General features: G+C 75.4%; 14 protein-coding genes and 1 pseudogene. 8 read left to right on the top strand and 7 right to left on the bottom strand.

The window, feature by feature from the left end; genetic code table 11:
- Positions 1-21 precede the first annotated feature (21 nt).
- Complete coding sequence (locus tag Q5530_RS27565; protein WP_415365712.1) at positions 22-3,495, top strand: BTAD domain-containing putative transcriptional regulator; 3,474 nt, start codon at positions 22-24, stop codon at positions 3,493-3,495.
- Here Q5530_RS27565 and Q5530_RS27560 read toward each other — a convergent pair.
- Positions 3,485-3,973 (bottom strand): methyltransferase domain-containing protein, encoded by a 489-nt coding sequence (locus Q5530_RS27560; protein ID WP_415365711.1) that lies wholly within the window; start codon positions 3,971-3,973, stop codon positions 3,485-3,487. The genes Q5530_RS27565 and Q5530_RS27560 overlap by 11 nt on opposite strands.
- A gap of 422 nt (positions 3,974-4,395) precedes the next feature.
- Between Q5530_RS27560 and Q5530_RS27555 the strand changes: the two genes are divergently transcribed.
- The 7 genes from Q5530_RS27555 to Q5530_RS27525 all read left to right on the top strand — a co-directional run bounded on the left by Q5530_RS27555 (position 4,396) and on the right by Q5530_RS27525 (position 11,989).
- Positions 4,396-4,866 carry a VOC family protein gene (locus tag Q5530_RS27555; protein ID WP_415365710.1) on the top strand — a complete coding sequence of 157 codons (471 nt, stop codon included), beginning with the start codon at positions 4,396-4,398 and terminating at the stop codon, positions 4,864-4,866.
- Between the two features lie 194 nt (positions 4,867-5,060).
- On the top strand, positions 5,061-5,411 hold the full coding sequence (locus Q5530_RS27550; protein WP_415365709.1) for a hypothetical protein: 351 nt from the start codon (positions 5,061-5,063) through the stop codon (positions 5,409-5,411).
- A 271-nt stretch (positions 5,412-5,682) separates the two neighbouring features.
- Positions 5,683-7,227, top strand: a complete 1,545-nt coding sequence (locus tag Q5530_RS27545) for an HAL/PAL/TAL family ammonia-lyase (RefSeq protein ID WP_415365708.1) — start codon at positions 5,683-5,685, stop codon at positions 7,225-7,227.
- A complete protein-coding gene (locus Q5530_RS27540) occupies positions 7,224-8,024 on the top strand; it encodes an L-tyrosine 3-hydroxylase (protein ID WP_415365707.1) in 801 nt (266 codons plus the stop codon). The genes Q5530_RS27545 and Q5530_RS27540 overlap by 4 nt, the downstream gene beginning before the upstream one ends.
- Complete coding sequence (locus tag Q5530_RS27535; protein WP_415365706.1) at positions 8,021-8,701, top strand: O-methyltransferase; 681 nt, start codon at positions 8,021-8,023, stop codon at positions 8,699-8,701. The genes Q5530_RS27540 and Q5530_RS27535 overlap by 4 nt, the downstream gene beginning before the upstream one ends.
- Before the next feature lie 40 nt (positions 8,702-8,741).
- A complete protein-coding gene (locus tag Q5530_RS27530; protein ID WP_415365705.1) occupies positions 8,742-9,767 on the top strand; it encodes a zinc-binding dehydrogenase in 1,026 nt (341 codons plus the stop codon).
- Positions 9,768-9,790: 23 nt separating this feature from the next.
- On the top strand, positions 9,791-11,989 hold the full coding sequence (locus Q5530_RS27525; protein WP_415365704.1) for an SDR family NAD(P)-dependent oxidoreductase: 2,199 nt from the start codon (positions 9,791-9,793) through the stop codon (positions 11,987-11,989).
- Positions 11,990-12,038: 49 nt separating this feature from the next.
- Here Q5530_RS27525 and Q5530_RS27520 read toward each other — a convergent pair whose 3' ends face one another.
- The 6 genes and pseudogenes from Q5530_RS27520 to Q5530_RS27495 all read right to left on the bottom strand — a co-directional run bounded on the left by Q5530_RS27520 (position 12,039) and on the right by Q5530_RS27495 (position 25,227).
- Entirely contained in the window at positions 12,039-13,421 is a 1,383-nt protein-coding gene (locus tag Q5530_RS27520) for a tryptophanase (protein ID WP_415365703.1), read from the bottom strand.
- Positions 13,422-13,750: 329 nt separating this feature from the next.
- Positions 13,751-16,201: a type I polyketide synthase gene (locus tag Q5530_RS27515; protein WP_415365702.1), complete on the bottom strand. Its 2,451-nt coding sequence runs from the start codon at positions 16,199-16,201 to the stop codon at positions 13,751-13,753.
- Positions 16,198-21,534: pseudogene (locus tag Q5530_RS27510) on the bottom strand (type I polyketide synthase); the annotation flags it as partial. The pseudogene Q5530_RS27510 and the gene Q5530_RS27515, both read right to left, overlap by 4 nt.
- A gap of 41 nt (positions 21,535-21,575) precedes the next feature.
- Positions 21,576-22,838, bottom strand: coding sequence for a cytochrome P450 (locus tag Q5530_RS27505; protein WP_415365701.1), 1,263 nt, complete (start codon positions 22,836-22,838; stop codon positions 21,576-21,578).
- The gene (locus Q5530_RS27500; protein WP_415365700.1) at positions 22,835-23,395 is read right to left on the bottom strand and encodes a TIGR00730 family Rossman fold protein; all 561 of its coding nucleotides are present in this window, start codon (positions 23,393-23,395) and stop codon (positions 22,835-22,837) included. Before Q5530_RS27500 ends, Q5530_RS27505 begins: the two co-directional genes overlap by 4 nt.
- Positions 23,392-25,227, bottom strand: a complete 1,836-nt coding sequence (locus Q5530_RS27495) for an AMP-binding protein (RefSeq protein ID WP_415365699.1) — start codon at positions 25,225-25,227, stop codon at positions 23,392-23,394. Before Q5530_RS27495 ends, Q5530_RS27500 begins: the two co-directional genes overlap by 4 nt.
- Positions 25,228-25,248: the final 21 nt, after the last annotated feature.

Here is a 25,248-nt window from a genome sequence, read left to right as displayed (position 1 = left end):
GAGGCCGGGAGGTGGCGGGGCATGACCGATCCGGAGGACGCGGTGCGCGTCGAGCTGCTCGGCCCGGTGCGGGCGTGGGTGGGGCAGCGCGCCGTGGACCTCGGCTCGTCCCGGCCGCGCACGGTGTTCGCGGTGCTCGCCTGTCGCCCCGACGCGGTGGTCCCGCGTGACGAGCTGGTCAGCGGGGTGTGGGGCGAGGCCCCGCCGGCGAACGCCGTGGGCAACCTGCACACCCACGTCTCGGCGTTGCGCAGGGCGCTGGAGCCGGGGCGCGGTCGGGGCGCGCCCTGGCGGCTGCTGACCTCGACCGGCTCCGGTTACCGCCTGCGCGTCGACCCGGCCGCCGTGGACGCCGTGGAGTTCACCGGGCTGGCGGAACTGGCGCGGAGCCTGTTCGCGGCGGCCGACGCGGGCGGGGCGCTGCGCACCGCGACCGCGGCGCTGGACCTGTGGCGCGGTGAGGCGATGTCCGGCTTGTCCGGTCCGCTGGTGGTGGCCAGGCGGTCGCGGTTGGGGGAACTGCGCGCCGCCACCACCGAGCTGCGCGCGGAGGCCGGGCTCGCGGTCGGCCACCACGCCGGGCTGGCCGACGAACTCGCGGCGCTGGTCGCGGAGCACCCGCTGCGCGAGCGCCCGCGCGAGCTGCTGATGCGGGTGCTGCGGGCCGCCGGCCGCGACGCCGAGGCCCTGGGCGTCTACCACGACATCCACCGGCTCCTGCTCGACGAACAGGGCATCGAACCCGGCCCCGGCCTGCGCCGGCTGCGGGACGAGGTGCTCGCCGACACCGCCGCGCCCCGCCGCCCCGCGGTCGCCCCCGGCCCCGCGACCCCCACCGCCGTCGCCCTGGACACCCGTGCCCCCACCGCGACGCGCTTCGCCTCGCCGGCGCTCGCGGGGCGCTCGGCGGAACTGGCGGTGGTCGAAGACCTCGTCCGGCGGCTCGCGAGCGGCCACGGGGGGAGCCTGTGGGTCGAGGGTGAGATGGGGATCGGCAAATCGGCACTCGTCACCGCCACCCTGGCGCGCGCCGGGGAACTCGGCTGCCGGATCGCCCACGCCGCGGCCGAGGAGATGGACAGCCGGTTCCCGCTCGGTGCGGCGTTGGACTGCCTGGACGTCACGGTGCGCTCGGCGGAACCACGGCGGGCGGCGATCTGGAAGGCGCTGCGGGGCAACCGGCCGGACCGGTCGGTCCCGGTGGCCGGGGACCCGGTCGCCGGCGCGATCGACGACCTGGTCTCCCTGGTCGCCGACCTGTGCGAGGACGGTCCGCTCGTGCTCGCCCTGGACGACGTGCAGTGGGCGGACGAGGCCAGCGTCCTGCTCTGGCACCGGCTCTGCGCGCTGACCGCACGACTGCCGTTGCTGCTGGTCGCCGCCGCCCGGCCGCTGCCGCACCGGGAGGACGTGGACCGGCTGCGGCGCGACATCGGGACCTCGGGTGGCGCGCTGGTGGAGCTGGCGCCGCTGGACGAGCACGCCGTGGCGGGGATGATCGCCCGGCTGGTCGGCGCGCGGCCCGGCCCCGGGCTGCGCCGGGTCGCCGAACGCGCCGCCGGCAACCCGCTGTACGTGCGCGAGATCGCCGACGCGCTGGTGCGCGACGAGGTCGTCCGGCTCGGGCAGGACACCGCCGACGTGCTCCCCGGGTCGTTCGACCGGGTGCCGCGGTCCCTGGTCTCGGCGGTCGCCGGACGGCTGCACTACCTGACCGACGCGACCCGTGACGTGCTGCGCTGGGCGGCCCTGATCGGGGGCGAGTTCGCCGTGGACGACCTGGCCGCCGTGCTGGGCGGACCGGTCGCCGACCTGGCCGCGCCGCTGGACGAGGCGATCACGGCGGGCGTGCTGCGCGCCGCGGGGCAGCGGTTGGCGTTCCGCCACCCGGTGATCAGGCAGGCGCTCTACGAGGGCACGCCGCTGGCGCTGCGGGTCGCGCTGCACCAGCAGGCCGCGAAGGCGCTGGCGGAATCCGGCGCGCCGGTGGAGCACGTGGCCGCGCAGCTCCTCGCCGGTGGGGGCTCCGCCGGCTGGGTGGGCGACTGGCTGGTCGAGGCGGCCTCGCCGCTGACCCTCCGGGCCCCGCTGGTCGCCGTCGAGCTGCTGCGCCGCGAGGTCGACCCGGACCTCGACTTCGGCGACCGCGGGCGCGGCGCGGTGCTCACGGCGCGACTGGCCGGCGTGCTGTTCCGCATCGGCCGGGACGTCGAGGCCGAGTCCTGCGCGCGGCGCGCGCTGCCGCTCCTGCACGACCCGGACCTGGCCGCGCAGACCCGGTGGGTGCTGGCGTACGTGCCGTACCGGGCGTCGCGCGCGGAGGAGGCGCTGGTGATCCTGGCCGACGCCCTGGCGGACCCGGCCCTGCCACCGGTGTGGCGGGCGCGGCTGGTGTCGCTGGTCGCCCTGGTGCAGCGGGCGGGGATCGGCGAGGTGGAACGCGCGGCGGACACCGCCCGCGACGCCGTCGCGCTGGGCGAGGCGTCCGGCGACCCGTTCTCGATCGGCCAGGCGCTGGAGGTGCTCTGGCAGGTCGACGCGGTGCGGCGCGACTACTCCGCCGGGGTCGCCCACCTGGACCGGGCGCTGGACGTCGTCGGCGCCGACCTGGACCTGTCAGACCTCCGGCTGGTGCTGCTGGACAACCGCTCGTTCACGTTGCAGTGCCTCGACCGGCTCGACGACGCCACGGCGGACCTGCGCCTGGCCGCCGAGATCGCGGGACGGGGCGCGCCCGCGGCGGGGGTGCGGGTGGCGAGCGCGGTGCACGACTTCTGGCTCGGGCGGTGGGACGACGCGGTGGCGCGGTTGGGCGAGGTGCTCGACGACCCCGCGTTCACCGGGTTCGGGCTGCGCGAGGGCGGGCCGGTGCTGCTGCTGCACGGCGTGGGGGCGCTCATCGCCGCGCACCGCGACGACGACGAGGCGCTGGAGCGGCACCTGCGAGCCGGGACGACGCTGCCGCTGGCCAATGCCGCCGACCGCGAGAACTGCGACTTCCTGGTGGCCGCGCGCGCGATGGCGTGCGCGCGGCGCGGGGACGTCGCCGAGGCCATGACCCTGCTCGGCACGATCCTGGACGCCCGGTACGCGCAGATGATGCTGCGCCACCAGTGGCTGCCCGACCTCGTCCGGTTGGCGCTGGACCGCGGTGACGAGGCGACCGCCCGCGCCGCCGCGGCGGCGTGCGAAGCCGAGGCGGCGCGGGAGACCAGGCCCGCGCGGGCGGCCGTCGCGGCGCGCAGGTGCCGGGCCCTGCTCGACGGGGACGTCGACGGGATGGCCGAGGTCGTCGCCCGGTACCGCGCGGTCGGGCGCGTGTTCGAACACGCGCAGGCTGCGGAGGACCACGCCACCCTGCTCCTCCGCGCGGGGCGCGCGGAGGAGGCGTCGACCGCCCTGCGCGAGGCGACGGACCTCTACCGGGGGATGGGGGCGCACTGGGACGTGCGACGTGCCGCCGCGCGGACGGGTGGGCTGCGGCTCAGAGCGTGAACGCCCGGACCGCGGTCGTCACCACCGGCCGCCCGGACGCGTCGCCCGCGACGGCGAGCCGCACCCGCGGGGTGGTGAAGCGCCTGCGCTCGAACGGGGTGAAGCGCCGGTGCGCCGGCAGTGGCCCGTCGGCGTCCCACCAGCGCCGGCGCCCCGGCGCCGGGCCGCCGGGTGCGGGGACCGCCTCGTGGTGGTTCCACAGCGCGACCAGCGCCCCCGAGGGCCGCAACACGCGGGCGGCCTCGTCCAGCGCGACCTCGAAGTCCCACCCGTGCGGCGCCTGCCCGACGAACACGGCGTCCACCGAGGTGTCGGGCAGCGGCACGGCGGTCGCCGTCCCGTCCACCACGGTGATCAGGGGCAGCCGCCGCGCCAACTCGGCCCGCCGGTCCGGGTCCGGCTCCACCGCGACGACCCCCGGCGCCGCGGCGGCCAGCCGCTCGGTCAGCTCCCCGGTTCCCGTGACGAGGTCGACCACGCGGCCGGCCGCTCCGCTCAGGCCCCAGTGGACGGCCTGGATCGGGTACGAGGGGCGAAAGCCCGCCCGGTCCGGTAAGCCCGACCTGAGGGCGCGTTCCTGCGGAGCGGGGCTCGCGTGGGGCATCGCAACCTGCCGTTCATCCGATCTTCTCCTGCCGGACCAGTGCAGTGCCCGGCTCGGCGGGGGAGAAGTGGTGGACCGGGAGGGCTGCGTGTTCGGGCACCGGGATGTGCCTGAACACGACCGCGCGCTCCGGTCCGCGCGGGTGACCCGGTGTCGGGGTTCGCGAGCGGAGGGCCCCGCCTGTTCGTCCGCACCGCGCTTCCCGTTCGCGCACGGCGGTCGGGCGGGACGTTGACGTCGTCCGTTCCCGCTGGTGCTGTGCAGCCACAGGTGATGTCGGTGATCGGGAGGCCCTGATGGCAGTGACGAGCGGTGTGGATCACGTGGCGATCCGCGTTTCCGACATGGAGCGCTCGCTCTTCTTCTACCGCGACCTCCTCGGGTGGGAAGTCGTGATGGACCTCCGCCTCGACGGTCCGGGCATGGAGGCCGCGCTCCGCGCGCCGGGTGTCCGGGTGCACAACGTGATGCTGCGGAAGGACCCCCTGGGCATGATCGAACTCGTCCAGGTCCACGCGCCCGAGGTCCGGCCCTACGACGGGACGCGCCGCCCGCTGGACGTCGGCGGCCTGTTCACGCTCTCGCTGAACGTCGAGGACATCGACGCCTGCTACGAGGAACTGACGGCCAAGGGCGTGGAGTTCCACTCCGCGCCGGCCACGATCGAGGTGCCGGGGTTGGGCACGACCAGGATCGTGTTCCTCAGCGACCCCGACGGCGTCGCCATCGAACTGGTGCAGGCCGAGGGGACCTCGCTCAACAAGTGACCACCCGGCGGGGCGGTGCGCCGATCGACCGCCACCGGCCGTGACCGCGTGCGCGGTGCGCGGCCGGCTCCCGCGTCGGGTGGACGTGCGGGGCAGGACACCTGGTCCAGGCAGGCATGATCCTGCCCGCTCAGGTGCGGTGGCACCGGGCAGGCGATGTGCTTGAAGTGGACCAGTCCTGGAGGTAGGCAGCTGTGGCTCCTGATTCGCACCACGACCGGGTGGCCTTCGCCGGCGACCTGTTCCTGCAACTCGCGACCGACGGCAGGCTCGTGCTCGAACCCGCCGAGGCCGACCGGGTCATCGCGGGGCTGGAGTGGGCGCTGGAAGAGGTCACCGGGCGGCTGCGCGTCGCCGACCTGCTGCGCGGCACCTCGTTGCCCGAACTGCGCCGCGTGGACGCCGGACTGGAGCAGGCGGTGGTGGACGCGGTGTTCGACGAGCAGGTCGCCGACGGCGGGCTGCGGCGTGCGCTGGACGAACTGCCCAAGTACATCCTGGCGTTCCAGAAGGCCAAGAAGCGGAATTCGCCCGACGAACCGTGACGGTTCGGTGTGGTGCGCGGAAATCGGCACGACTCCCGCGCGGGCGCCTTACCGAAGAGGCAGTGCGCCGGGACGAACGGGCACCACCCCCTTGAACGGTGATCCGAACACTTCTTCCGCGCGTTCCCGCGTGCTACTTTTCGGTTGGACGCGCGTTTGTCCTCCATTCACTGGCTGACATTAATCTTCGCACAACCGATTCGACCGGTTCGCCGGTCCGGTCGGCCCGTTGCGCAGGACGTTGTCAGGATTTCCGGACAAGGAACCCACCATGGTCACGGCGTCGGTCGTCGAATTCACCTTTTCCCGTGAACCCCTCACGCCGACCGCGATCGAACGGGCGGCGAGGCCCGTGTCGATCCGGATGTCCGACGAGACCACCCTCGGGGTGGCGGCCGGGCACGACTTCGTCGAGAAGTGCCTCACCGAGGACCGGTCGGTCTACGGCTCCACGACCGGGTTCGGACCGCTGGTCGTCTTCGGCGGCCGTGCGGACGCCGAGGACCAGTGCGACAACGTGCTCCAGCACCTGACCGCCGGGCAGGGACCGGACCTCCCGGTCGACGTGGTCCGGGCCACCGTGCTCGTCCGCGCCTGGTCGCTCTCCCGCGGGCGGTCCGGTGTCTCGCCGGCGACGCTGCGGGCGTTGTGCGACATGCTGGCGACCTCGTTCACCCCCGCCGTGCCGTCGCTCGGGTCGGTGGGGGCGAGTGGCGACCTGGTGCCCTTGGCGCACGTGGTGCAGGCGTTGCGCGGGGTCGGGCACGCCTACGTGGACGGGGTGCGGATGCCCGCCCGCGAAGCGCTCGCGAAAGCCGGGCTCGCACCGCTGGCGCTCGGCGGCCGGGACGCGCTGTCGCTGGTCAACGGCACGTCGGTGACCACGGCGGCGGCCGGGCTCGCGGTCGCCTCGCTGCGCCGCTCGCACGAGGTGGCCATCGCGATGAGCGCCCTGCTCACCGACCTGCTGGGCGCGGCCCCCGCCTTCCTGTCGCCGTCGCTGCTGGCCGCGTTCGGGCACCCGGAGACGGTGGCGGTGGGGGAGCGGTTGTCCCACTGGTTGGAGGGCACCGCGCCGACGGGTCTGCGGGCGTTGCAGGAGCCCTACAGCGTGCGGTGCGTGCCGCAGTTGCTGGGTGCGGCCCGCTCGGGCGTGGAGTGGGCCGAGCGGGTCGTGCGCCGCGACCTGGCCGGCGTGAGCGACAACCCGCTGTTCTTCGCCGAGGAGGACCTGGTCGCGCACGGCGGCAACTTCTTCGGCCAGCCCTCCGCGTTCGCCGCGGACGTGCTGTCCATGACGGCCACCCAGACCGGCAACCTGGCCGAGCGCCAGCTCGACCTCCTCGTCGACCCGCACCGCAACGCCGGGTTGCCCGCGATGCTGTCGCCGAAGGCCGGTGAGCAGCACGGGGTGCAGGGGTTGCAGGTGGTGGCCACCTCGGTGGTCGTGGCGATGCGCCGCGCGTGCGTCCCGGCGAGCGTGCAGAGCATCCCCACCAACCTGCACAACCAGGACGTGGTGCCGTTCGGCACGCAGGCCGCGCTGACCGCCCTGGACCAGGCCCGGTCGCTGCGCTTGCTGCACGGCTGCCTCGGGGTCGCCCTGCGCCAGGCCGCGCACCTGCGTCCCGGCGGGGCGACCGCCCCGCGCTGCGCCGAGCTGGTCGAGGCGCTGGCGGAGGTGGTCGAGCCGATCGAGCGGGACCGGCCGCTGGACGCCGACATCCGCGCCGCCGCCGACGCGCTGGACCGCTTCGTCGAGCGGCACCTGCCCGGCCTCGTCCAGGGGGCGGCGTTCCCGGCGGACCTGTCGTGACCGCCGTCGCGGACGCGCCCGGACCGGCGGCCCCCGCCACCGACCTGCCGGCGCTGCGCCTGCCGATGCCCGACGCCGGCTTCACCGACTGCGCGACCCCGTGCCGGCCCTCCCCGCCGCTCCCGCCCATCGACGCCGCGGCGGACCCGGACGCGCTGGGCTGGTACCGGTGGATGCTGGGCCACCACGTCGCGGTCTGCGTGTGGCGGCTGCTGTGCGACCACCTGCCCGAAACCCCGCACCAGCCGGGAGCCGGTGACGTGGTGGCGGACCTCTACGACGCCTACTCCGCGCTGCTGCTCTACTCCGGCAGCTGCTCGCCGCAGACCTACGCGACGGTCATCCGGGCCAGGATGAAGGCGCGGCACCCGGCGTTCAGCGGCACCTGGGCGCGCGACTACGAGCAGGTCTCCGAGCTGCTCGGCCGCTTCCGGCCGTTCGCGGGCGAACGGGTGAAGCGGGCGCTCAAGGTCAACCGGCTCGTGCACATGACCGTGGCCAAGCGCCTGGTGCCGCAGGGGAAGTCACTGCTGCGGGAGTCCGGGATGGACCCGACCCGCACGGTCGACACCGACCGCGACCGGTTCGACGAGTTCTTCGGCGTCGACCGCGCCGAGGTGTGCCGGGACGAGTTCGCCGACCAGCTCGCCGGCCGGGTGCGGCTGGTCCTCGACGACCTGGCCGACCGACCCGATCCCGTGCGCTACGACAACGACGACGTGAACAGGCTCCAGGCCGAGCTGCCGGCCAGGCTGGACCGGCTGGTCGCCTCCACCACCAGGAAGGTCGCCCCATGAGCGCTTCACCGACCACCGCGGACGCCCGGAAGGCGGTACCGCTCACCGAGGACGTGCTCGCCTACGTCCGTGACCAGGCGCCGCCGCTGTCGGAGGTGCAGCGCGCCCTGGTCGAGCAGACGCTCGCGCTCGGCGGCGTCTCCGAGATGCAGGTCCCGCCCGAGCAGGGCGCGCTGCTGACCCTGCTGGCCAGGACCGCGGGCGCGCGGACCGCGGTCGAGGTCGGCACGTTCACCGGCTACTCCACGCTCGCGCTGGCCACCGGCGTCGGACCGGGCGGCAGGGTGATCACCTGCGACGTCTCCGACGAGTGGACCGCGATCGCCCGCCGGGCGTGGGAGGCCGCCGGGGTGGCGGACCGCGTGCAGGTGGAGCTGGGACCGGCGGCGGACACGCTCCGCGGCCTGCCCCTGGACCCGGTCGTCGACCTGGTGTTCATCGACGCGGACAAGGCCGGGTACATCGAGTACTGGGAGCTGCTGGTGCCGCGGGTGCGCCCCGGCGGCCTGATCCTGGTCGACAACGTCCTCTACGCCGGTGAGGCCGCGTCGCCCGACGCCATCGGCAACGCCAAGGCGATCCGCGACTTCAACGCCCACGTGAAGGCCGACAACCGCGTCGAGTCGGTGCTGCTGACGATCGCGGACGGCCTGACGATCGCCCGCAAGAAGTCCTGACCACCGCCCGCGAGAAGCTCCGCCCCCCGAGGAGACAGCTGTGAGAGCCGCCATCCTGCACGCGCCCGGCGACCTGAGGGTCGAGACGGTGCCCGACCCCGTGATCGAACGACCGACCGACGCCGTCGTGCGGGTCGTGGCCGCCGGGATCTGCGGCACGGACCTGCGCGGCCTGGCCGGTCACCCCGGTCCGGTGCGCGGGCCGCGCTGCGGGCACGAGTTCGTCGGGGTGGTGGAGGACACCGGCGCCGACGTGCGGGGGCTGCGCGCCGGTGACCTGGTCGTGTCGCCGTTCCAGTTCTCCGACGGCGCGTGCGCGGCGTGCACCCGGGGTGTGCCCAGCTCGTGCCGCTCCGGCGGCATGTTCGGCGTCGACACCGGGGGCGGGCAGGCCGAGGCCGTGCGCGTGCCGTTCGCCGACGCGACCCTCGTCCCGGTGGCCGCCGATCCCGGCGACGAGCGCCTGCCCGGCATCCTCGCGCTGGCCGACGTGATGGCCACCGGCGCGCACGCCCTCGCCTCGGCCGCGCTGCCGGCCGGCGCCACCGTGGCCGTGGTCGGGGACGGCGCGGTGGGCCTGTGCTCGGTGCTGGCCGCCCGGCGCGCCGGGGCCGAGCGGATCTTCCTGCTCGGGCGGCACGCCAACCGGCTGGAGGTGGGCGAGTCGTTCGGCGCGACCGATGTCGTCACCGCGCGCGGTGACGAGGCGCACGCCGCGCTGCTGGACGCCACCGGCGGGGTGGGGGCCGATCTGGTGGTCGACGCCGTGGGGGAGCAGTCGGCGCTGGACACCGCGATGGCGGTGTGCGCCGACGGCGGGTCGGTCGCGCTGGTCGGCGGCCCGCACGGCGGGGTGGACATGATGGCGTGCTTCCTGCGCAACATCACCGTCACCGGTGGGCTCGCGCCGGCCCGCTCGTACCTGCCGGGCCTGGTGGACGACGTGCTGTCCGGCCGGATCGACCCGTCCCCGGTGTTCGACCACGTGGTGACCCTCGACGACATTGCCCTCGGTTACCGGGCGATGGCCGCTCGCACCGCCACCAAGGTCCTCGTCCGGCCCTGACCGCACCAGTGAGAGGCGTTCCGATGGCTGCAGAGCAGGCGGGCTCGTTCCCCGACCCGGGTGAGGTCGGATTGGCGGAGCACGTGCTCACGAGCCGGTCCGGGCTCGGTGAACGGGTCGCGCTCGTGGACCACTCCCGCGGCGGTCCGAGGAGGTGGACGTACGCCGCCCTGGCCGCCGGCGTGGCGGACCTGGCCGCGCACCTGCGCGACATCGGCGTGACCGAGGACGACGTGGTCGCCGTCCTGACCGAGAACAGCGCCGAGTTCGTCCTCGCCTACCACGGCGTGCTCGCCGCCGGTGGCGTGGTGCTGCCGCTGGACCCGCGCGACAAGCAGGACGAGTGGATCGCGGACCTGGCGCGGTGCCGTGCCGTCGCGATCGTCGCCGAGGAGGCGCTGTGGGCGGCGCCGCCGCTGCCCACCGTCGTCCCCGGCGAGTCCGCCGGCCGTGCCACCGCGCCCCCCGGTCCGGTCCGGGGCGGTGACCGGGCCGCCGTGCTCATGTCCTCCAGCGGGACGCAGGGCGTGCCGAAGAAGGTCGTGGTCACCCACCACAACCTGGCGGCCGGCCTGGCGCAGATCGGGCAGGTGCACCGCATCGGCGACGGGGAGGTGGTCACCTGCTGCGGACCGCTGCGCCACGTCTACGGCATGCAGATGGCCATGAACGCCACCCTGCGCGCCGGCGGCACCCTCGTCATCGGCCCGACCAGGTTCGACACCGCCGCGTTCGCCGCCCTGCTGCACGACACCCGCACCGCCATCGCCTACCTGGTCCCCAGCGTCGTCGGCGAACTCGGCGCGCTCACCACCCGCGTCGTGCCGAGCGCCCTGCGCCTGGTCGTCTCCGGCGGCGCACCGCTGCCCACCGCCGCCGCCACCGCGTTCGAGGCGCGCTTCGGCCTGCCGGTCGTGCAGGGCTTCGGGATGACCGAGGCCGGCTGCGTGTCCTTCACCCCCGACCACCACCCCGTCCCCGCCGGCACCGTCGGCACCGTCGGCGTGGTGCTGCCCGGCACCGAGGCCCGGTTCGTCGACCCGGCCACTGGCCGCGACGCCGTGCCCGGCGAACTGTGGTTGCGCGGGCCGCAGGTCGCCCCGCGCTACCTCGACGGCGTCCCGCTGCGCGACACCGACGGCTGGTTCCGCACCGGCGACCTCGCCCTCCTCGACGCCGGCGGCCACCTCCGCATCGTCGGCCGCCTCAAATCACTGATCAAGTACAAGGGCTACCAGGTCTCGCCCGCCGAACTCGAGAACGCCCTGCTCGACCACCCCCACGTCACCGACGCCGTCGTGGTGGGCGTGCCGGACCCGGTCGCGGGCGAGCTGCCCAAGGCCTACGTCGTGGTGGACGGCGCCGTGCCGCTGAGCGGGATCACCGCGCACGTCGCCGCGAAGCTCGCCCCGCAGAAGCGCGTCCGCCTGATCGAGCGGGTCAGGTCGATCCCGCGCTCCGCCACCGGCAAACCCCTCCGCCCCCCGGCGCCACGGGTGCTGGTCACCGGTGGGGGACGCGGCCTCGGGCGCGAGTTCGCCGTGGCCCTGGCCGCGGCGGGCGCCACCGTGCTCGTCGTGGGGCGCGACCGCGCCGGACTCGACGGGACCGTCGAACTCGGCGTCGGCCTGCCCGGCACGATCGAGTGCGCCGTGGCGGACGTGACCCACCCCGCCACCCTCACCGCCGCCGCGCTCGGCGCCGTCGACGTGCTGGTCAACAACGCCGGTGTCCCCGGCCCGATCGGACCCACCTGGACCACCGACCCCGACTCCTGGTGGCGCACCTTCGAGGTCAACCTGCGCGGTGCGGACACCGCTGCCCGCGCCGTCCTCCCCGGCATGATCGGCAGGTGGGGCGGTCGGGTCGTCAACGTCGTCAGCCGGGCCGGCAAACTGCGCTGGCCCCACGCCAGCGCGTACGCCGTGTCCAAGGCCGCGCTCATCGCGCTGACCGCCAACCTCGACGGCGAGCTGCGCGGCACCGGTGTCACCGCGGTCGCCTTCGACCCCGGCTTGCTCGACACCGGCATGACCCGCGCCCACCTCGACCGCGGTCACGTCGGCGACCCGCACGCCGACGGCATCCTCGACTTCGCCCTGCGCGCCCGCGACGGTGGCGGCTTCACCGCCGTTCCCGACGCGACCGCCGCCCTCGTCCGCATCGCCACCGGCGCCGCCGACCACCTCTCCGGCCGCTACGTCACCGTCGACGACCTGTAGCGCGGGCCACGCCCCCGGGGCCGCGGCGGATCGCCGCGGCCCCGGCCGGCTACGGCGTGCCCGGGGGGACCGGTTCGAGGCGGCACTTGAAGTGCCGCAGGACCGCGGGTGACTCCACCAGGCGGTAGCCGGGCATCCGCTCGGGGTTCTTCGCGACCTCGGCGACGACCTCGGCGACGTACTCGAAGTGGCTCTGGGTGTAGACCCGCCGGGGGATCGCCAGGCGGACCAGCTCGAACGGCGCGGGGGTGACCAGCCGTCCGCCGGCGTCGACGTCGCCGAGGAACAGCGAACCCAGCTCGACGCACCGGACGCCACCGGCCAGGTACAGCTCCGTGGCCAGCGCGTGGCCCGGGAAGCGGTGCGGCGGGATGCCGGGCAGCAGCCGACCCGCGTTGAGGTAGAGGGCGTGGACGCCCGCGGGCTGCACGATGTCCACGCCCGCCTCGGTGACCATCCGGGCGAGGTTCGCCGTGGCCGCGGCCCGCGAGCGCAGGTAGTCCGGTTCCACGACCTCCCGGAGCCCCTGGGCGAGCATCTCCAGCTCGCGGCCCGACAGCCCGCCGTAGGTGGGGAACCCCTCGCCCGCGATGAGCAGCTGCTCGCAGCGCCGGGCCAGCTCGGGGTCCCGCATGGCGATGATGCCGCCCATGTGGACGATGCCGTCCTTCTTCAGGCTCGCCGCGCACCCGTCGGCCAGCGCGAACGCCTCGCGGGCCACCTCCAGGGGCGTCTTGTCGGCGTAGCCGGGCTCGCGCTGCGTCACCAGCCAGGCGTTCTCGGCGAAGCGGGCGGCGTCCAGGAAGAACGGCACGCCGTGGCGCCGGCAGATCTCCCCGGCCGCGCGCATGTTCCCCATCGACACCGGCTGACCGCCACCGCCGTTGTTGGTGATCGTCATGACCACCACGCCGACGTCGCTGCCCGGGTCGGCCAGCGCCCGCTCCAGCTCCGCCAGGTCGATGTCGCCCTTGAACGGGAAGTCGCTGTCGAGGTTCCGCGCCTCGGGGCAGGGCAGGTCGCGCGCCTCGCAGCCCAGCAGCTCCACGTTGGCGCGGGTGGTGTCGAAGTGGGTGTTGCCGACGGACACCTGGCCGGGGCGCAGCAGCGCGGCGAACAGGATGCGCTCGGCGGCCCTGCCCTGGTGGGCGGGGAAGATGTGCGGGTAGGAGGTGAGGTCGGAGACCGCCTCGTGGAAGCGGTAGAACGAGCGCCCACCCGCGTACGACTCGTCGCCCCGCATCCCGGCCGCCTGCTGGTCGGCGGAGATCGAGCCGGTGCCGGAGTCGGTGAGCAGGTCGATGGTGACCTGGTCGGCCCGCAGGTTGAACGGGTTGTAACCAGCCGCGGCCATCGCGCGCTCGCGCTCGGGGCGGGTGGTGATCGGGATGGGCTCGACGACCTTGATCCGGTACGGCTCCATCAACGACATGACGGTCTCCACGTGTGCGCGGACGAGCAGGGGTGTCCAGCGTCGAAAACGCGCTCGGATGAACCCCCGCGCGATTCGCCGGTTTTTTGAAATGGGCCGGGAGGTGCCGGTTCGTGCTCCGGCGTCGATTTTCCGTCAGGCCCGCCTGGAAAGCTACGTCATGTACTCCGGCCATGTCCAGGCTTCACCGGAAAAGCATTTCCAGGGGTCGTTCCGGAGTTGTCGCGCGGGGCTTTTCGGGAAAAGGTCGTTGCCTCAAAGGGGCCGATTTCCCCATTGTCGTTGCCCCGCGCGCCGGACGGGGACGCCGTGCCGCGGGTCGCGACCGGTCACGGACGGGGGAGGGGGTCGGGCCAGTAGCGCTCGCGCTGGAACGCGTAGGTGGGCAGGGCCACCCGTCGAGCCCCGCTGCCGCCGAAGGCGGCCCGCCAGTCCACCCGCACCCCGCTGACGTGGAGGTGGGCCGGCGCGGTCAGGGGCGACACGCCCGCGCCCCACTCCACGCCCGTCACCGGTGCGGTCGCCACGCCGTCCCGCGAGGGCGCACCGCCCTGCCCCAGCACGACGTGGGTGGTGGCGCCGAGTTCGTCGAGCCGGCGCGGCAGGTCGGCGGTCGTGCCGCGGAACAGGGCCGCCCAGTGCGCGGGGGACCGCAACGCCTCCGCGGTGAGCGGCTCGCCGTCGACGGCGGACACCACCGGCACCCGGAACGACCCGGGCCGCACGGCCGACGTCACCCGCTCGAACGCCGCCGTCTCGTCCGCCGCCTCGCCGCTCCGGGAGGCCGCGAGCAGGGACGCTGCGTCCTCGACGGACAGCGCCCCCGCGAGGTGGGCCGCCGCCAACTCCCCGGTGCGGCGCCCGGCCAGGAAGGCCGCGCTCACGCCGTACCGCTCCAGTTCGCGGAACAGGGCGACGCCCAGCGCGAACGCGAACGACGCCGCGTCGACCGGGGCACCGGCGCGCACCTCGTCGAGCACCCGGCCGAAACCCGGCAGCGAGTCCCGCAGCGCGTCGACCCCGACCGGTGGGGACGTCCGCTCGCCGGGCAGCAGCACCGCCACGCGGACCCGCTGCCCGGCGACCGGTGACGTGCCCAGCACCACGGCCGGGTCGGTCCTCCCACCGGCCAGTGCCCCCAGGCCCCGCACGAGTTCGTCGCGGTCACGCCCCAGCACCACGGCGCGGTGCTCGAACGCGCTCCGCGTGGTGGCCAGCGAGAAGCCGATGTCCACGACGTCCAGGTCGGGGTGCGCCGTGACGTGGGCGAGCAGCCGCGCGGCCTGCGCCCGCAGGGCCCGTTCCGACCGCCCCGACACCGGCCACGCCACCGCGCCGTCCCGCTCACTCCCGTCCCGCTCGCCGCCGCCCCGCGGCGCGACCTCCTCGGCCGGCGGCTCCTCCAGGACGACGTGCGCGTTGGTGTGGCTGATGCCGAAGGCCGAGACCGCGGCCCGGCGCGGTCGTCCGCCTCGCGGCCACTCGCGCGCTTCGGTCAGCAGCCGGACCGAACCGCTGTCCCAGTCCACCAGCGGGGTCGGCTCGTCCACGTGCAGCGTGCGCGGCAGCAGCCCGTGCCGCATGGCCATCGCGACCTTGATGATCCCCGCCGCGCCGCCGCCGGCCTGCGCGTGCCCGATGTTCGACTTGACCGAGCCCAGCCACAGCGGCTCGTCGCCGGCGCGGTCCTGCCCGTAGGTGCGCAGCAGCGCCTGCACCTCGAACGGGTCGTCCAGCCTGCTGCCCGTGCCGCTGCCCTCCACGGCGTCCACGTCGGACGGTCGCAGACCGGCCGAGGCCAGCGCCTCCTGGATCACCCGCTGCCGCGCGGGGGCGGTCGGCGTGTGCAACCCGTGGCGGGGCCCGTCCTGGTTGACGGCGGACCCCCGCACGATCGCCAGCACCGGGTGCCCGTGGCGCCGCGCGTCGGACAGCCGCTCCAGCACCAGCACCCCGGCGCCCTCGCCCAGCGACGGCCCGTCCGCCGCCCGCGCGAACGACTTGCTGCGCCCGTCCGGGGCCACGTGGCCGGCGCTGTTCATCTCCCGGTACAGGAAGGGCGTCGCCATCACCGCCACGCCACCCGCCAGCGCCAGGTCGCACTCGCCCCGGCGCAGCGCCTGGCTCGCCAGGTGCACCGCCACCAGCGCCGACGAGCAGGCCGTGTCCACCGACACCGCGGGGCCCTCCAGGCCCAGCGCGTAGGCGACCCGGCCGGACGCGACGCTGCCGGTGTTCCCGCCGAACAGGTGGCCCGCCGACCGGTCCTCGTAGCCGGGCGTGGTCAGGAAGTGCGTGAGGTAGTCGTGGTGCATCACGCCCAGGTAGGTCCCCGTGCGGCTGCCGCGCAGCGACCGGGGGTCGATCCCGCTGTGCTCGACCGCTTCCCAGGCGACCTCCAGCAGCAGGCGCTGCTGCGGGTCCACCGCCAGGGCCTCGTCCGGGGACACGCCGAAGAACCCGGCGTCGAAGTCGGCGGCGTCGTGGAGGAAGCCACCGCCGGTGGCCTCCAGCGACGCGGCCAGGTCCGTCGAGGGGCCGCACCAGCGCTCCCAGCCGCGGTCGGCGGGCAACCCGGTGATGGCGTCGTCGCCGGCGGCCACCAGCCGCCACAGCGCCTCGGGGGAGTCCGCGCCGCCCGGGTAGCGGCAGCCCGCGCCCACCAGTGCGATCGGGTCCGCCGGGTCCTCGGCGGGCGTCGCGCGCTCCGCCCTCAGGCGCTCGTTCTCCACCAGCGCGGCGCGCAGTGCTTCGACGAGCCGATCCGTCGAGGTGCTCATCGTCGTTCTCCCGCGTTCCCGGTGCCGGCCAGTGCGAGCCGCACCAGCGCCTCGGCGTCCATGTGCTCGATGTCGTCCGCGCCGCCGCCGTCGCCGCCCGCCCCGGGCAGCAGGTCGACCAGGTGCAGCGCGAGGGCGGTGGTGGTGGAGTGCTCGAACGCCGCAGTGGCCGACAGGTCCAGGCCGGTGGCGGCGTTGAGCCGGTTGCGCAGCTCGATCGCGATCAGCGAGTCGAAGCCGATCTCGGTGAACGGCCGGTCCACGTCGACCGCCTCCGGGGTGCTGTGCGCCAGCACGACGGCGACGTGCGAGCGCACCAGGTCCACCAGCGCCTGCTCGCGCCGGGCCTCGGGCAGGTCCGCCAGCCGCCGCCGCAGGTCGTGGACGTCCGCCTTCGGCGCGGGGGCCGCGCTCCGCGCCGGAGCCGGGACCAGGTCCCGGAACAGGTCGGGCAGGTCCGCGCCCCTCGCCCGCAGGGCCGCCAGGTCCAGGTGGGCGGGGACGAGGACCGCGTCGTCGCGCTCCAGCGCGGCGTCGAACAGCGCCATGCCCCGGTCGTGGGTCAGCGGCAGCATCCCGCTGTGCCTGATCCGCGCGAGGTCCACCTCGGCGAGACCGGACGCCATGCCGCCGTCGCCACCCCACAGGCCCCACGACAAGGCGCCGGCCGGCATGCCCAGCGCGCGCCGCCGGTCGGCCAGCGCTTCCAGGAACGCGTTCGCCGCCGCGTAGTTGGCCTGCCCGGCGCTGCCGACCAGGGAGCTGACGGAGGAGAACAGCACGAAGGCGGTCAGGTCCAGCTCCGCCGTGGCCTCGTGCAGGGCGAGGGCGGCGTCGACCTTCGGGCGCAGCACCCGGTCGAGCCGTTCGGGCGTCAGCGCGCCCAGCACGCCGTCGTCCAGGACGCCCGCGGTGTGCACCACGGCGCCGAGCGGGTGCTCGGCCGGGACGCGGGCCAGCACGCGGGCCAGGTCCGCGCGGTCGGCGACGTCGCAGGCCAGGACGGTCACCTGCGCGCCCAGCCCCTCCAGCTCGGCGGCCAGCTCGGCGGCGCCGGGGGCGTCGGGCCCCCGCCGGCCGACCAGCACCAGGTGCCGCGCCCCGTGGGCGGTCACCAGGCGCCTCGCCACCTGCGCCCCCAGCACACCCGTGCCACCGGTGACCAGCACCGTGCGCTCCGGGACGATCACGGGCGTGTCGCGCGGCGGCGCTGGCAGCGCGTGAGCCAGTCGGGGCACGAGCAGGTCGTGCTCGCGCAGCAGGAGTTGCGGCTCCTCCTCGCCCAGTGCCGCGGCGAGCGCGTCGCCGGACGCGGTGTGGTCGACGTCGAGCAGCGCGAACCGGCCGGGGTTCTCCGTCTGCGCGCTGCGCACCAGGCCCCACAGCGGCGCGCGGACCAGGTCGGTGACGCCGTCGCGACCGTCCGGCACCGCGCCGCGGGTGAGCACGACCAGTCGGGAGCCGGCGAGGCGGCTGTCGGCGAGCCAGGACCGGAGCACGTCCAGCACCCCGCCCAGGACCGCCCGCACCTCGGTGGCCACGTGCTCGACCGGCGTGCGGGTCGGCTGCACCAGCCCGGTGAGGAACACCGCGTCCGGGACGGGGTCGCCGCCGTCGAGGCCCGCGCGCAGCGCCGCGTCGTCGTCGTAGCGGACCACGGCCCAGCCCGCGGCGGCCAGACCGGCGCACAGCCCCAGTTCGTCCACGCCCAGCACCGCGGTGCGCGCCGGCGGGGCGGGCGGGGGGACCCGCCGCGGCAACGCCGTCCACGTCGACCGGAACAGCGAGTCGGCGGTGCCGTCGACGAGCCGGGCCAGGCGGCCGGGGTCGACCGGCCGCGACACGACGCCCCCGATCGAGGCCACCGGCCGCCCGTCGGCGTCGCTGATCGTCGAAGAGGTCGTTCCCGCACCGGTCAGCCTGGTCCGCACCCGCAGTTCCGACGTCCCGGCGGAGTGCACCGCCACCCGCTGCCAGGCGAACGGGGCCAGCACCCCGTCGCCGCCCCCTTCCAGGAAGAGCAGGGTGGGCACGTGCCCGGCGGCGTCGAGCAGCGCCGGGTGCAGGACGTGGCCCTCGGCGCCGCGGTCGTCGTCCAGGGCCAGTTCGACGAACACCTCGTCACCGCGCCGCCACGCCGCCCGCACGCACCGGAAGGCCGGGCCGTAGTCGTAGCCGCGCGCCGCAAGCCGGTCGTAGAGGTCGGTGGTGTCGAGCGCGTCGGCCGCCGACGGCGGCCACTCCCGCGCGGGATCGGGCAGCACCTGCGCGGGAGCGAGCGCGCCGGTCGCGTGCCGCTCCCAGCCGCCCGTTCCGCCGGTCGCGCGCGAGTGGATGCCGAGGATCCGGTGCCCCGCCTCGTCGGGTGGTCCCACGGCCACCTGGAGCCTGACCTCCCCGCGCTCCGGGACGACCAGCGGGGCGTGCAGGGTCAGCTCCTCCACCACGTCGTAGCCGCTCAGCCGCGCGGCGTGCAGGGCCAGCTCGGCGAACGCGGTGCCCGGCACGAGCGGCACGCCGAGCACCACGTGCTCCGCCAGCCACGGGTGGGTGGCGCGGGAGAACCTGCCGGTGAGCAGCAGCCCGCCGGTGTCCGCCACCTCCACCACCGTGCCCAGCAGCGGGTGGTCGGCCCGGTCGAGCCCGAGCGAGGCCGCGTCACCACCGCGGTGCAGGTCCAGCCAGTAGCGCTGCCGCTGGAACCGGTACGTCGGCAGGTCCACCCGGCGTGCCCCGGTGCCGGCGAACACGGCCCACCAGTCCACCTCGACGCCGTGGGCGACGGCGTCGCCGATCGCGCGGACCACCTGTTCCGGCCCGCCGCGGTTGGTGCGCAGCGTGCCCACCGCCGCCACCGCCACTCGCGCCTCCTGGGCGGTCTCCTGCACGCCCAGGGTCAGCACCGGGTGCGGGCTGGGTTCGAGGAACAGCCGGTGACCGTCGGCCAGCAGGCTGCGCGTGGCGTCGTCGAACCGCACCGCCTGCCGGGCGTTGCGGTACCAGTAGTCGGCGTCCAGGCAGGTGGTGTCGACGACGCCGCCGGTGACGGAGGAGTGGAACGGCACCCGGGCCGGGCGCGGGGCGACCGCCGCCAGGTCGCGCAGCAGCCGTTCCCGGATCTCCTCGACCTGGGCGGAGTGCACGGCGAGGCCGAGGTTCAACCTGCGGACCCGGACACCGTCCGCCGCGCACCGCGCGTGCAGCTCCTCCAGCGCCTCGTGCTCACCGGAGACCACCGCGCTGCCGGGGCCGTTGACGGCGGCGATCGACAGCCGGCCGCCCCAGTGCTCCAGGCGGGACGCCAGCTCCTGCGCGGGCAGGGCCACGGCGATGGTGTCCCCGCGGCCCATGAGCGAGGTCATCGCCTGGCCGCGCACGGCGACCACCCGCGCGGCGTCCTCCAGCGACAGCGCGCCCACGGCGTGGGCGGCGGCGACCTCGCCGACGGAGTGGCCCACCACGGCGGCGGGCTCCACGCCGTACGCGCGCCACAGCTCGGCCAGCGACACCAGCACCGCGAACACCGCCGCCTGGAGGACGTCCGTGCGGCTGAGCGGCGGTGCGCCGGGGGCGACGCGCAGCACGTCGGCCACCGACCAGTCCTGGTGCGGGGCGAGGGCCTCGTCGCAGCGGCGGACATGCTCGGCGAACACGGGGGAGGTGTCCAGCAGCTCCGCCGCCATGCCGACCCACTGGGTGCCCTGGCCGGGGAAGACGAACACCGGGCGGCCGTGCCCGCCGGTGCCGCGCAGCACGGTGCCGGCGGGTTCCCCGGCGGCCACCGCCGCCAGTCCCGCCAGCAGCGCGTCCCGGTCGGCCGCGAGGACCACGGCGCGGTGCTCGAAGGCGCTGCGGGTCGTCGCCAGCGAGAAGCCGATGTCGGCCACCCGTGCTTCGGGGTGGTCGAGGACGTGCGCGTGCAGGGCCCGCGCCTGGTCCCGCAAGGCCGCCTCCGACCGGCCGGAGAGCAGGCAGGGCACGGTGACCGCGGGAACGGGCGACGTCCCGCCGGTGCCCGGCTCGACCGGCGCGGGGGGCGCCTGTTCGAGGATGACGTGGGCGTTGGTGCCGCTGATGCCGAAGGAGGACACGCCGATGCGGCGGGGCCGCCCGGTGTCGGGCCACTCGCGCGGTTCGGTCAGCAGCCGGACCGCGCCGCTGCCCCAGTCCACCAGCGCGGTCGGCTCGTCCACGTGCAGGGTCCGCGGCAGCACGCCGTGCCGCATGGCCAGCACCGCCTTGATCACGCCGGCGACCCCGGCGGCGGCCACCGTGTGGCTGATGTTGGACTTCACCGAGCCCAGCCACAGCGGCCGGTCGGCCGGTCGGTCCTGCCCGTAGGTGGCGAGGATCGCCCGGGCCTCGCTGACATCGCCCAGCCTGGTCGCGGTGCCGTGCCCCTCCACCGCGTCCACGTCGCCGGAGCGCAGCCCGGCGTCCGCGAGCGCCTGGCGGATCATCTCCTCCTGCGCGGCGCCGCTGGGGGCGGACAGCTGGTCGCTCGTGCCGTCCTGGTTGACCGCGGAGCCGCGCACGAGCGCCAGCACCGGGTGCCCGTTGCGGCGGGCGTCGGACAACCGCTCCACCACCAGCACGCCCGCGCCGTCGCCGAAGGCGGTGCCGTCCGCCCCGGCGGCGAACGACCTGACCCTGCCCTCGGTGGTCAGCCCGCGCTGCCTGCTGAAGTCCTGGAACACGCCCGGCGTGGTGTGCACGGTGACCCCGCCGGCGAGCGCCAGGTCGCACTCGCCCCGGCGCAGCGCCTGGCTCGCCAGGTGCAGCGCCACCAGCGACGAGGAGCACGCCGTGTCCACCGACACCGCCGGCCCCACCAGGCCCAGCGCGTAGGACACCCGGCCGGATGCGGCGCTGTTGGAGCTGCCCAGCACGAGGTACCCCTCGAACTCGGGCAGGCTCGGCGCGCCGGTCATCCAGCGCACGCCGTAGTCGGTGTTGGTCACACCCGCGTAGACGCCCGTCCGGCTGCCCCGCAGCGATCGCGGGTCGATGCCCGCCCGTTCGACCGCCTCCCAGGCGATCTCCAGCATCACCCGCTGCTGCGGGTCGATCGCCCGCGCCTCGCGCGGGGAGATGCCGAAGAACCCGGCGTCGAACTCCGCCGCGTCGTGCAGGAAACCGCTGCGCTTCAGGTAGACCTTGCCGACCCTGGTCGGGTCCGGGTCGTACAGGTCGGGGTCCCAGCCGCGGTCCGCGGGGAATTCGGAGAGCACGTCGGCGCCGTCGAGGAGGACCTGCCACAGGTCCTCCGGCGCGGTGACGTCACCCGGCAGTCGGCAGGCCATGCCCACGATGGCGATGGGGTCGTCGGTGAGGGGTGACCGGTGGTCGTCCACGTGTCGCCTTCCTGGTGGTGTCAGAGTGTTCGGGGCCGCGCCCGGGGGGTGAACCCCACCGGCAGGCGCCGCAGCCCGCGGAAGAGCAGCCCGGGATGCCGGTCGGCAGTCGCGTCGGGCTCCACGTGCAGGTCGGGGAAGCGCTCCAGGAGCGACCGCACGGCGATCGCCCCCAGCGCCCGGGCCAGGGGAGCCCCCGCGCAGTACCGGCCGCCGCGGCCGAACCCGAGGTGCGCCCCGGTGTTGCGGTGGATGTCGAACCGGTCCGGGTCGGGGAAGCGCGACGGGTCGCGGTTGGCGGCGGACAGCGCGATGCACACCGGCTGCCCGTCGCCGGGGATGCTCACGCCGCCCAGTTCGACGGGCGCGAGGGTGAACCGGACGGTGGTGGTGTTGGCCGGCCCGTCGTAGCGCGCCGCCTCCTCCAGGGCGTTGCCCAGCAGCGTCCAGTCGGCACGCAGGTCGGCGAGCTGCTCGGGGTGGTGCAGCAGCGCGAGCAGGGAGTTGGTGAGGAAGTGCACCGACGTGCGGTAGCCGGCGATCAGCACGAGGAAGACCATGGCGGGCACCTCGTCCCGGACCAGCGCGTCGGGGGCGTCGCGCGCGAGCCCGGCGAACAGGCTCGCCAGGTCGTCGCCGGGGTGGCGGCGCTTGTGCTCGGCGAACCGCTCGACCCACGCGGTCAGCGCGGCAGCCGCCCTGACCTCCTGTTCCACGTCCTCGGGATGGGCCAGCTCGTGCGTCCAGCGTGCTATCGCGTCCCGTTCCAGGAGCGGGACGCCGACCAGCCCGCCGACCACCTCGCCGACGAGCGGTTCGGCGAAGTCCGCCACCAGGTCGGCGTGGCCGTCGTGCTCGAAGGAGCCCAGGACCTCGTCCGTCGCGCGGCGGATGCGGGGCACCAGCGCCTCGACCCGGGAACGGCTGAACGCCTTGAGCACGACCCCGCGCAGCCGCGCGCTGTCCGGTGGGTCGGCGATGAGCAGGTGCTTGCCGATCGCGGAGCGGCCCGGTCCGGCCGGTCCCACCGGACCCGCGTAGTCGGGGGAGGCGTTGACCCACTCCCGGCTCAACCGGGGGTCCACCAGGGCGGCCCGCGCCTCGTCGTGGCCGACGACGAGCCAGACCGCGCGCCCGTCGGCCAGCCGCACCCGGTGCACGGGTCCGCTCGCCCTCAGCGCCCCGTAGCACGGGAAGGGGTCCGCGATGAACGCCTCGTCCCGCTCGCCCAGGTCGCGCGCCGGGGGGACCGCCCCCGGCGCGGTCGTCGCGCCGGTCGTCACGACCGCACCGGCCGTCGTGCTCGCGGCAGGCACGCGTCCAACGCGCTGTCCACGTCCCGCGCGACCACCAGGGCGTCGCGGGAGCGCTCGCCGATGAAGCCGCTGCGGACCGCGCTGTCGACCCACCGCAGCAGCTCGGTGAAGTGCCCGTCCGGGTCGAGCACGACGACGGGCTTGGCGTGGAGCCCCAGCATCCGCGTGGTCCACGCTTCGAACAGCTCGTCGCAGGTGCCCAGGCCGCCGGGGAGGGCCAGCAGGGCGTCGGACCGGTCGATCATGGCCGACTTGCGTTCGGCCATGGAGTCGGTGAGGACCAGTTCGTCGCAGTCCGGGTCGGTCCGGTCGGTCAGGCAACGGGGGACGACGCCGACCGTCGTGCCCCCGCGAGCGCGCGCCCCGCGTGCGACCGCGCCCATCATGGACACCCGCTCACCGCCGGAGACCAGGGTCCAGCCGCGCGCGGCGATCGCGGCGCCGGTGCGTCCGGCGAGGTCGACGTGGGGCGCCGGGATGTCCTCGGACGCGCTGCAGAACACGCACACCGCCGGCGCGGTCACGAGGCCGTCCCCCGACCGGCCCCGGCCGACTCCGCCGCCAACCGGTCCGCGATGTCCGCGCGCAACCGGACCTTGTCGACCTTGCCGACCCCCTTCACCGGCAGTTCCGGCACCTCGACGAGTCGTTCGGGGAGCTTGAACCGGGCCAGCCCGCTGTCCTCCAGGAAGCGGCGGACCTCGCGCAGCCCCGGCGCACCGCCGTCGTGACCGACGACGTACAGGCACACCGCCTCGCCCAGCACGCGGTGGGGCATCGAGACCGCCGCCGCCGCGCGCACGCCGGGGTGCCGGCGCACGAGCGCCTCCAGCTCGTCGGCCGGGATCTTCTCGCCACCGCGGTTGATCACGTCCTTGAGGCGCCCCGCGACCACGAAGTTGCCGGAGGGGTGGCGGTACACCAGGTCGCCGGTGCGGTAGTGGCCGTCCTCGGTGAAGGACTCGGGTGCGGCGCCGCCGTGGTAGGCGGTGATCACGCTCGGCCCCCTGGTGACCAGCTCGCCGACCTCCCCGTCGGGGACCGGCAGGCCCTCCTCGTCCACCACGAGGGTCTCGTCACCGGGGGAGGAGGGCCTGCCCTGGGTGCCGAGGACGACGTCGGTCGGGTCGTCGAGCCGGGTGAAGTTCAGCAGTCCCTCGCTCATGCCGTAGACCTGCTGCACCCGGCAGTCGAACACCTCGGCGAGCCGGGCCGCGGTGTCCTCGTCCAGCCGGGCCCCGCCGACCTGGAGCACCTCCAGGTCGGACAGGTCGTGCCGGCGGGAGCGGGCGGCGGTCAGCCACTGCTGGGCGAGGGAGGGGGTCAGCGCGCAGTGCGTGACGCGTTCGCGCTCGATCAGGGCCAGCGTGGCGGCGGGGTCGTGCGGCTCGTGCAGCACGACGCGCCCGCCGCGCGCCAGCGCGCCGAGGATGCCGGGGTGGCCGAAGACGAAGCTGTGGGTCGCGGGCATGGCCGCGAGGTAGACCGAGTCGGGGGTCAGCCCCGACACCTCCGCAGAGGTGCGGATGACGTGCCCGAACGCCTCGTGGGTGCGCGGGATGGGCTTGGGGGCGCCGGTGGTGCCGCTGGAGAGCAGGAAAAGGCCGGTGTCCGACGGGGTGGGGCGGTCCGGGGTGAACGGGGCCGGCGGCCCGTCGACCAAGGCGTCGAGGTCGACGTGGCCGCGTTCGGGGTCGACCCCGCCGGAGACCAGCAGGCGTCGCACGCACGGGTGCCGGTCCTTCAACCCCTCCGCCAGCGCGAGGTGGTCGAACCGGCGTTGCCGCGCCGGCACCGCCAGCGCCACCGGTCGCACCGCCTCCAGCACCGGGTCGAGCTCGTGCTCGCGCAGCGCGGGCAGGGCCAGGACTGGGCGCGCGCCGAGCCTGACGAGCCCGAGCACCAGCACGACGTACTGCACCTGGTTGGGCAGCTGGACCAGCACGGGCTCACCCGGCGCGATCCCGAGGCCCGCCAACCGCGCCGCGCAGCCGGACACCGCCGCGTCCAGCTCGGCCCTGGTCAGTGACCGTTCGCCGGCGACGAGCGCCACCCGGTCACCGGGGTGGCCGCCCAGCGCCAGCTCGTCCAGGAACTCCGGCCGCCACCACCCGTGCCGGCGGTAGCGAACGGGGTGCGCCTGGTCCCCGAGCACCGCGTCGGCCAGTCGGGACAGCTCGTAGTCCTCCTCGCCCCACAGGTCGACCCGCACGCCGAACCGCTCGTTCAGCTCGATCTCCAGCTGCGTCATCTCGGTGGAGTCCAGGCCGAGGTCGCCGCGCAGTCGAGCGTCGTCGCGCAGCGCCGCCGGGTCCACCCCCAGGTCGGACAGGACTTTCCGGACGTAGTCGCTCATGATCGGCGATCAGCCTCCTGA

Origin of the sequence: Saccharothrix sp. BKS2, assembly GCF_047689505.1 — a bacterium.
GTDB classification, from domain to species: domain Bacteria; phylum Actinomycetota; class Actinomycetes; order Mycobacteriales; family Pseudonocardiaceae; genus Actinosynnema; species Actinosynnema lopnurensis.
Note: the sequence above shows the minus strand (reverse complement) of the source record. Positions and strands in the feature narration are given on the sequence as shown.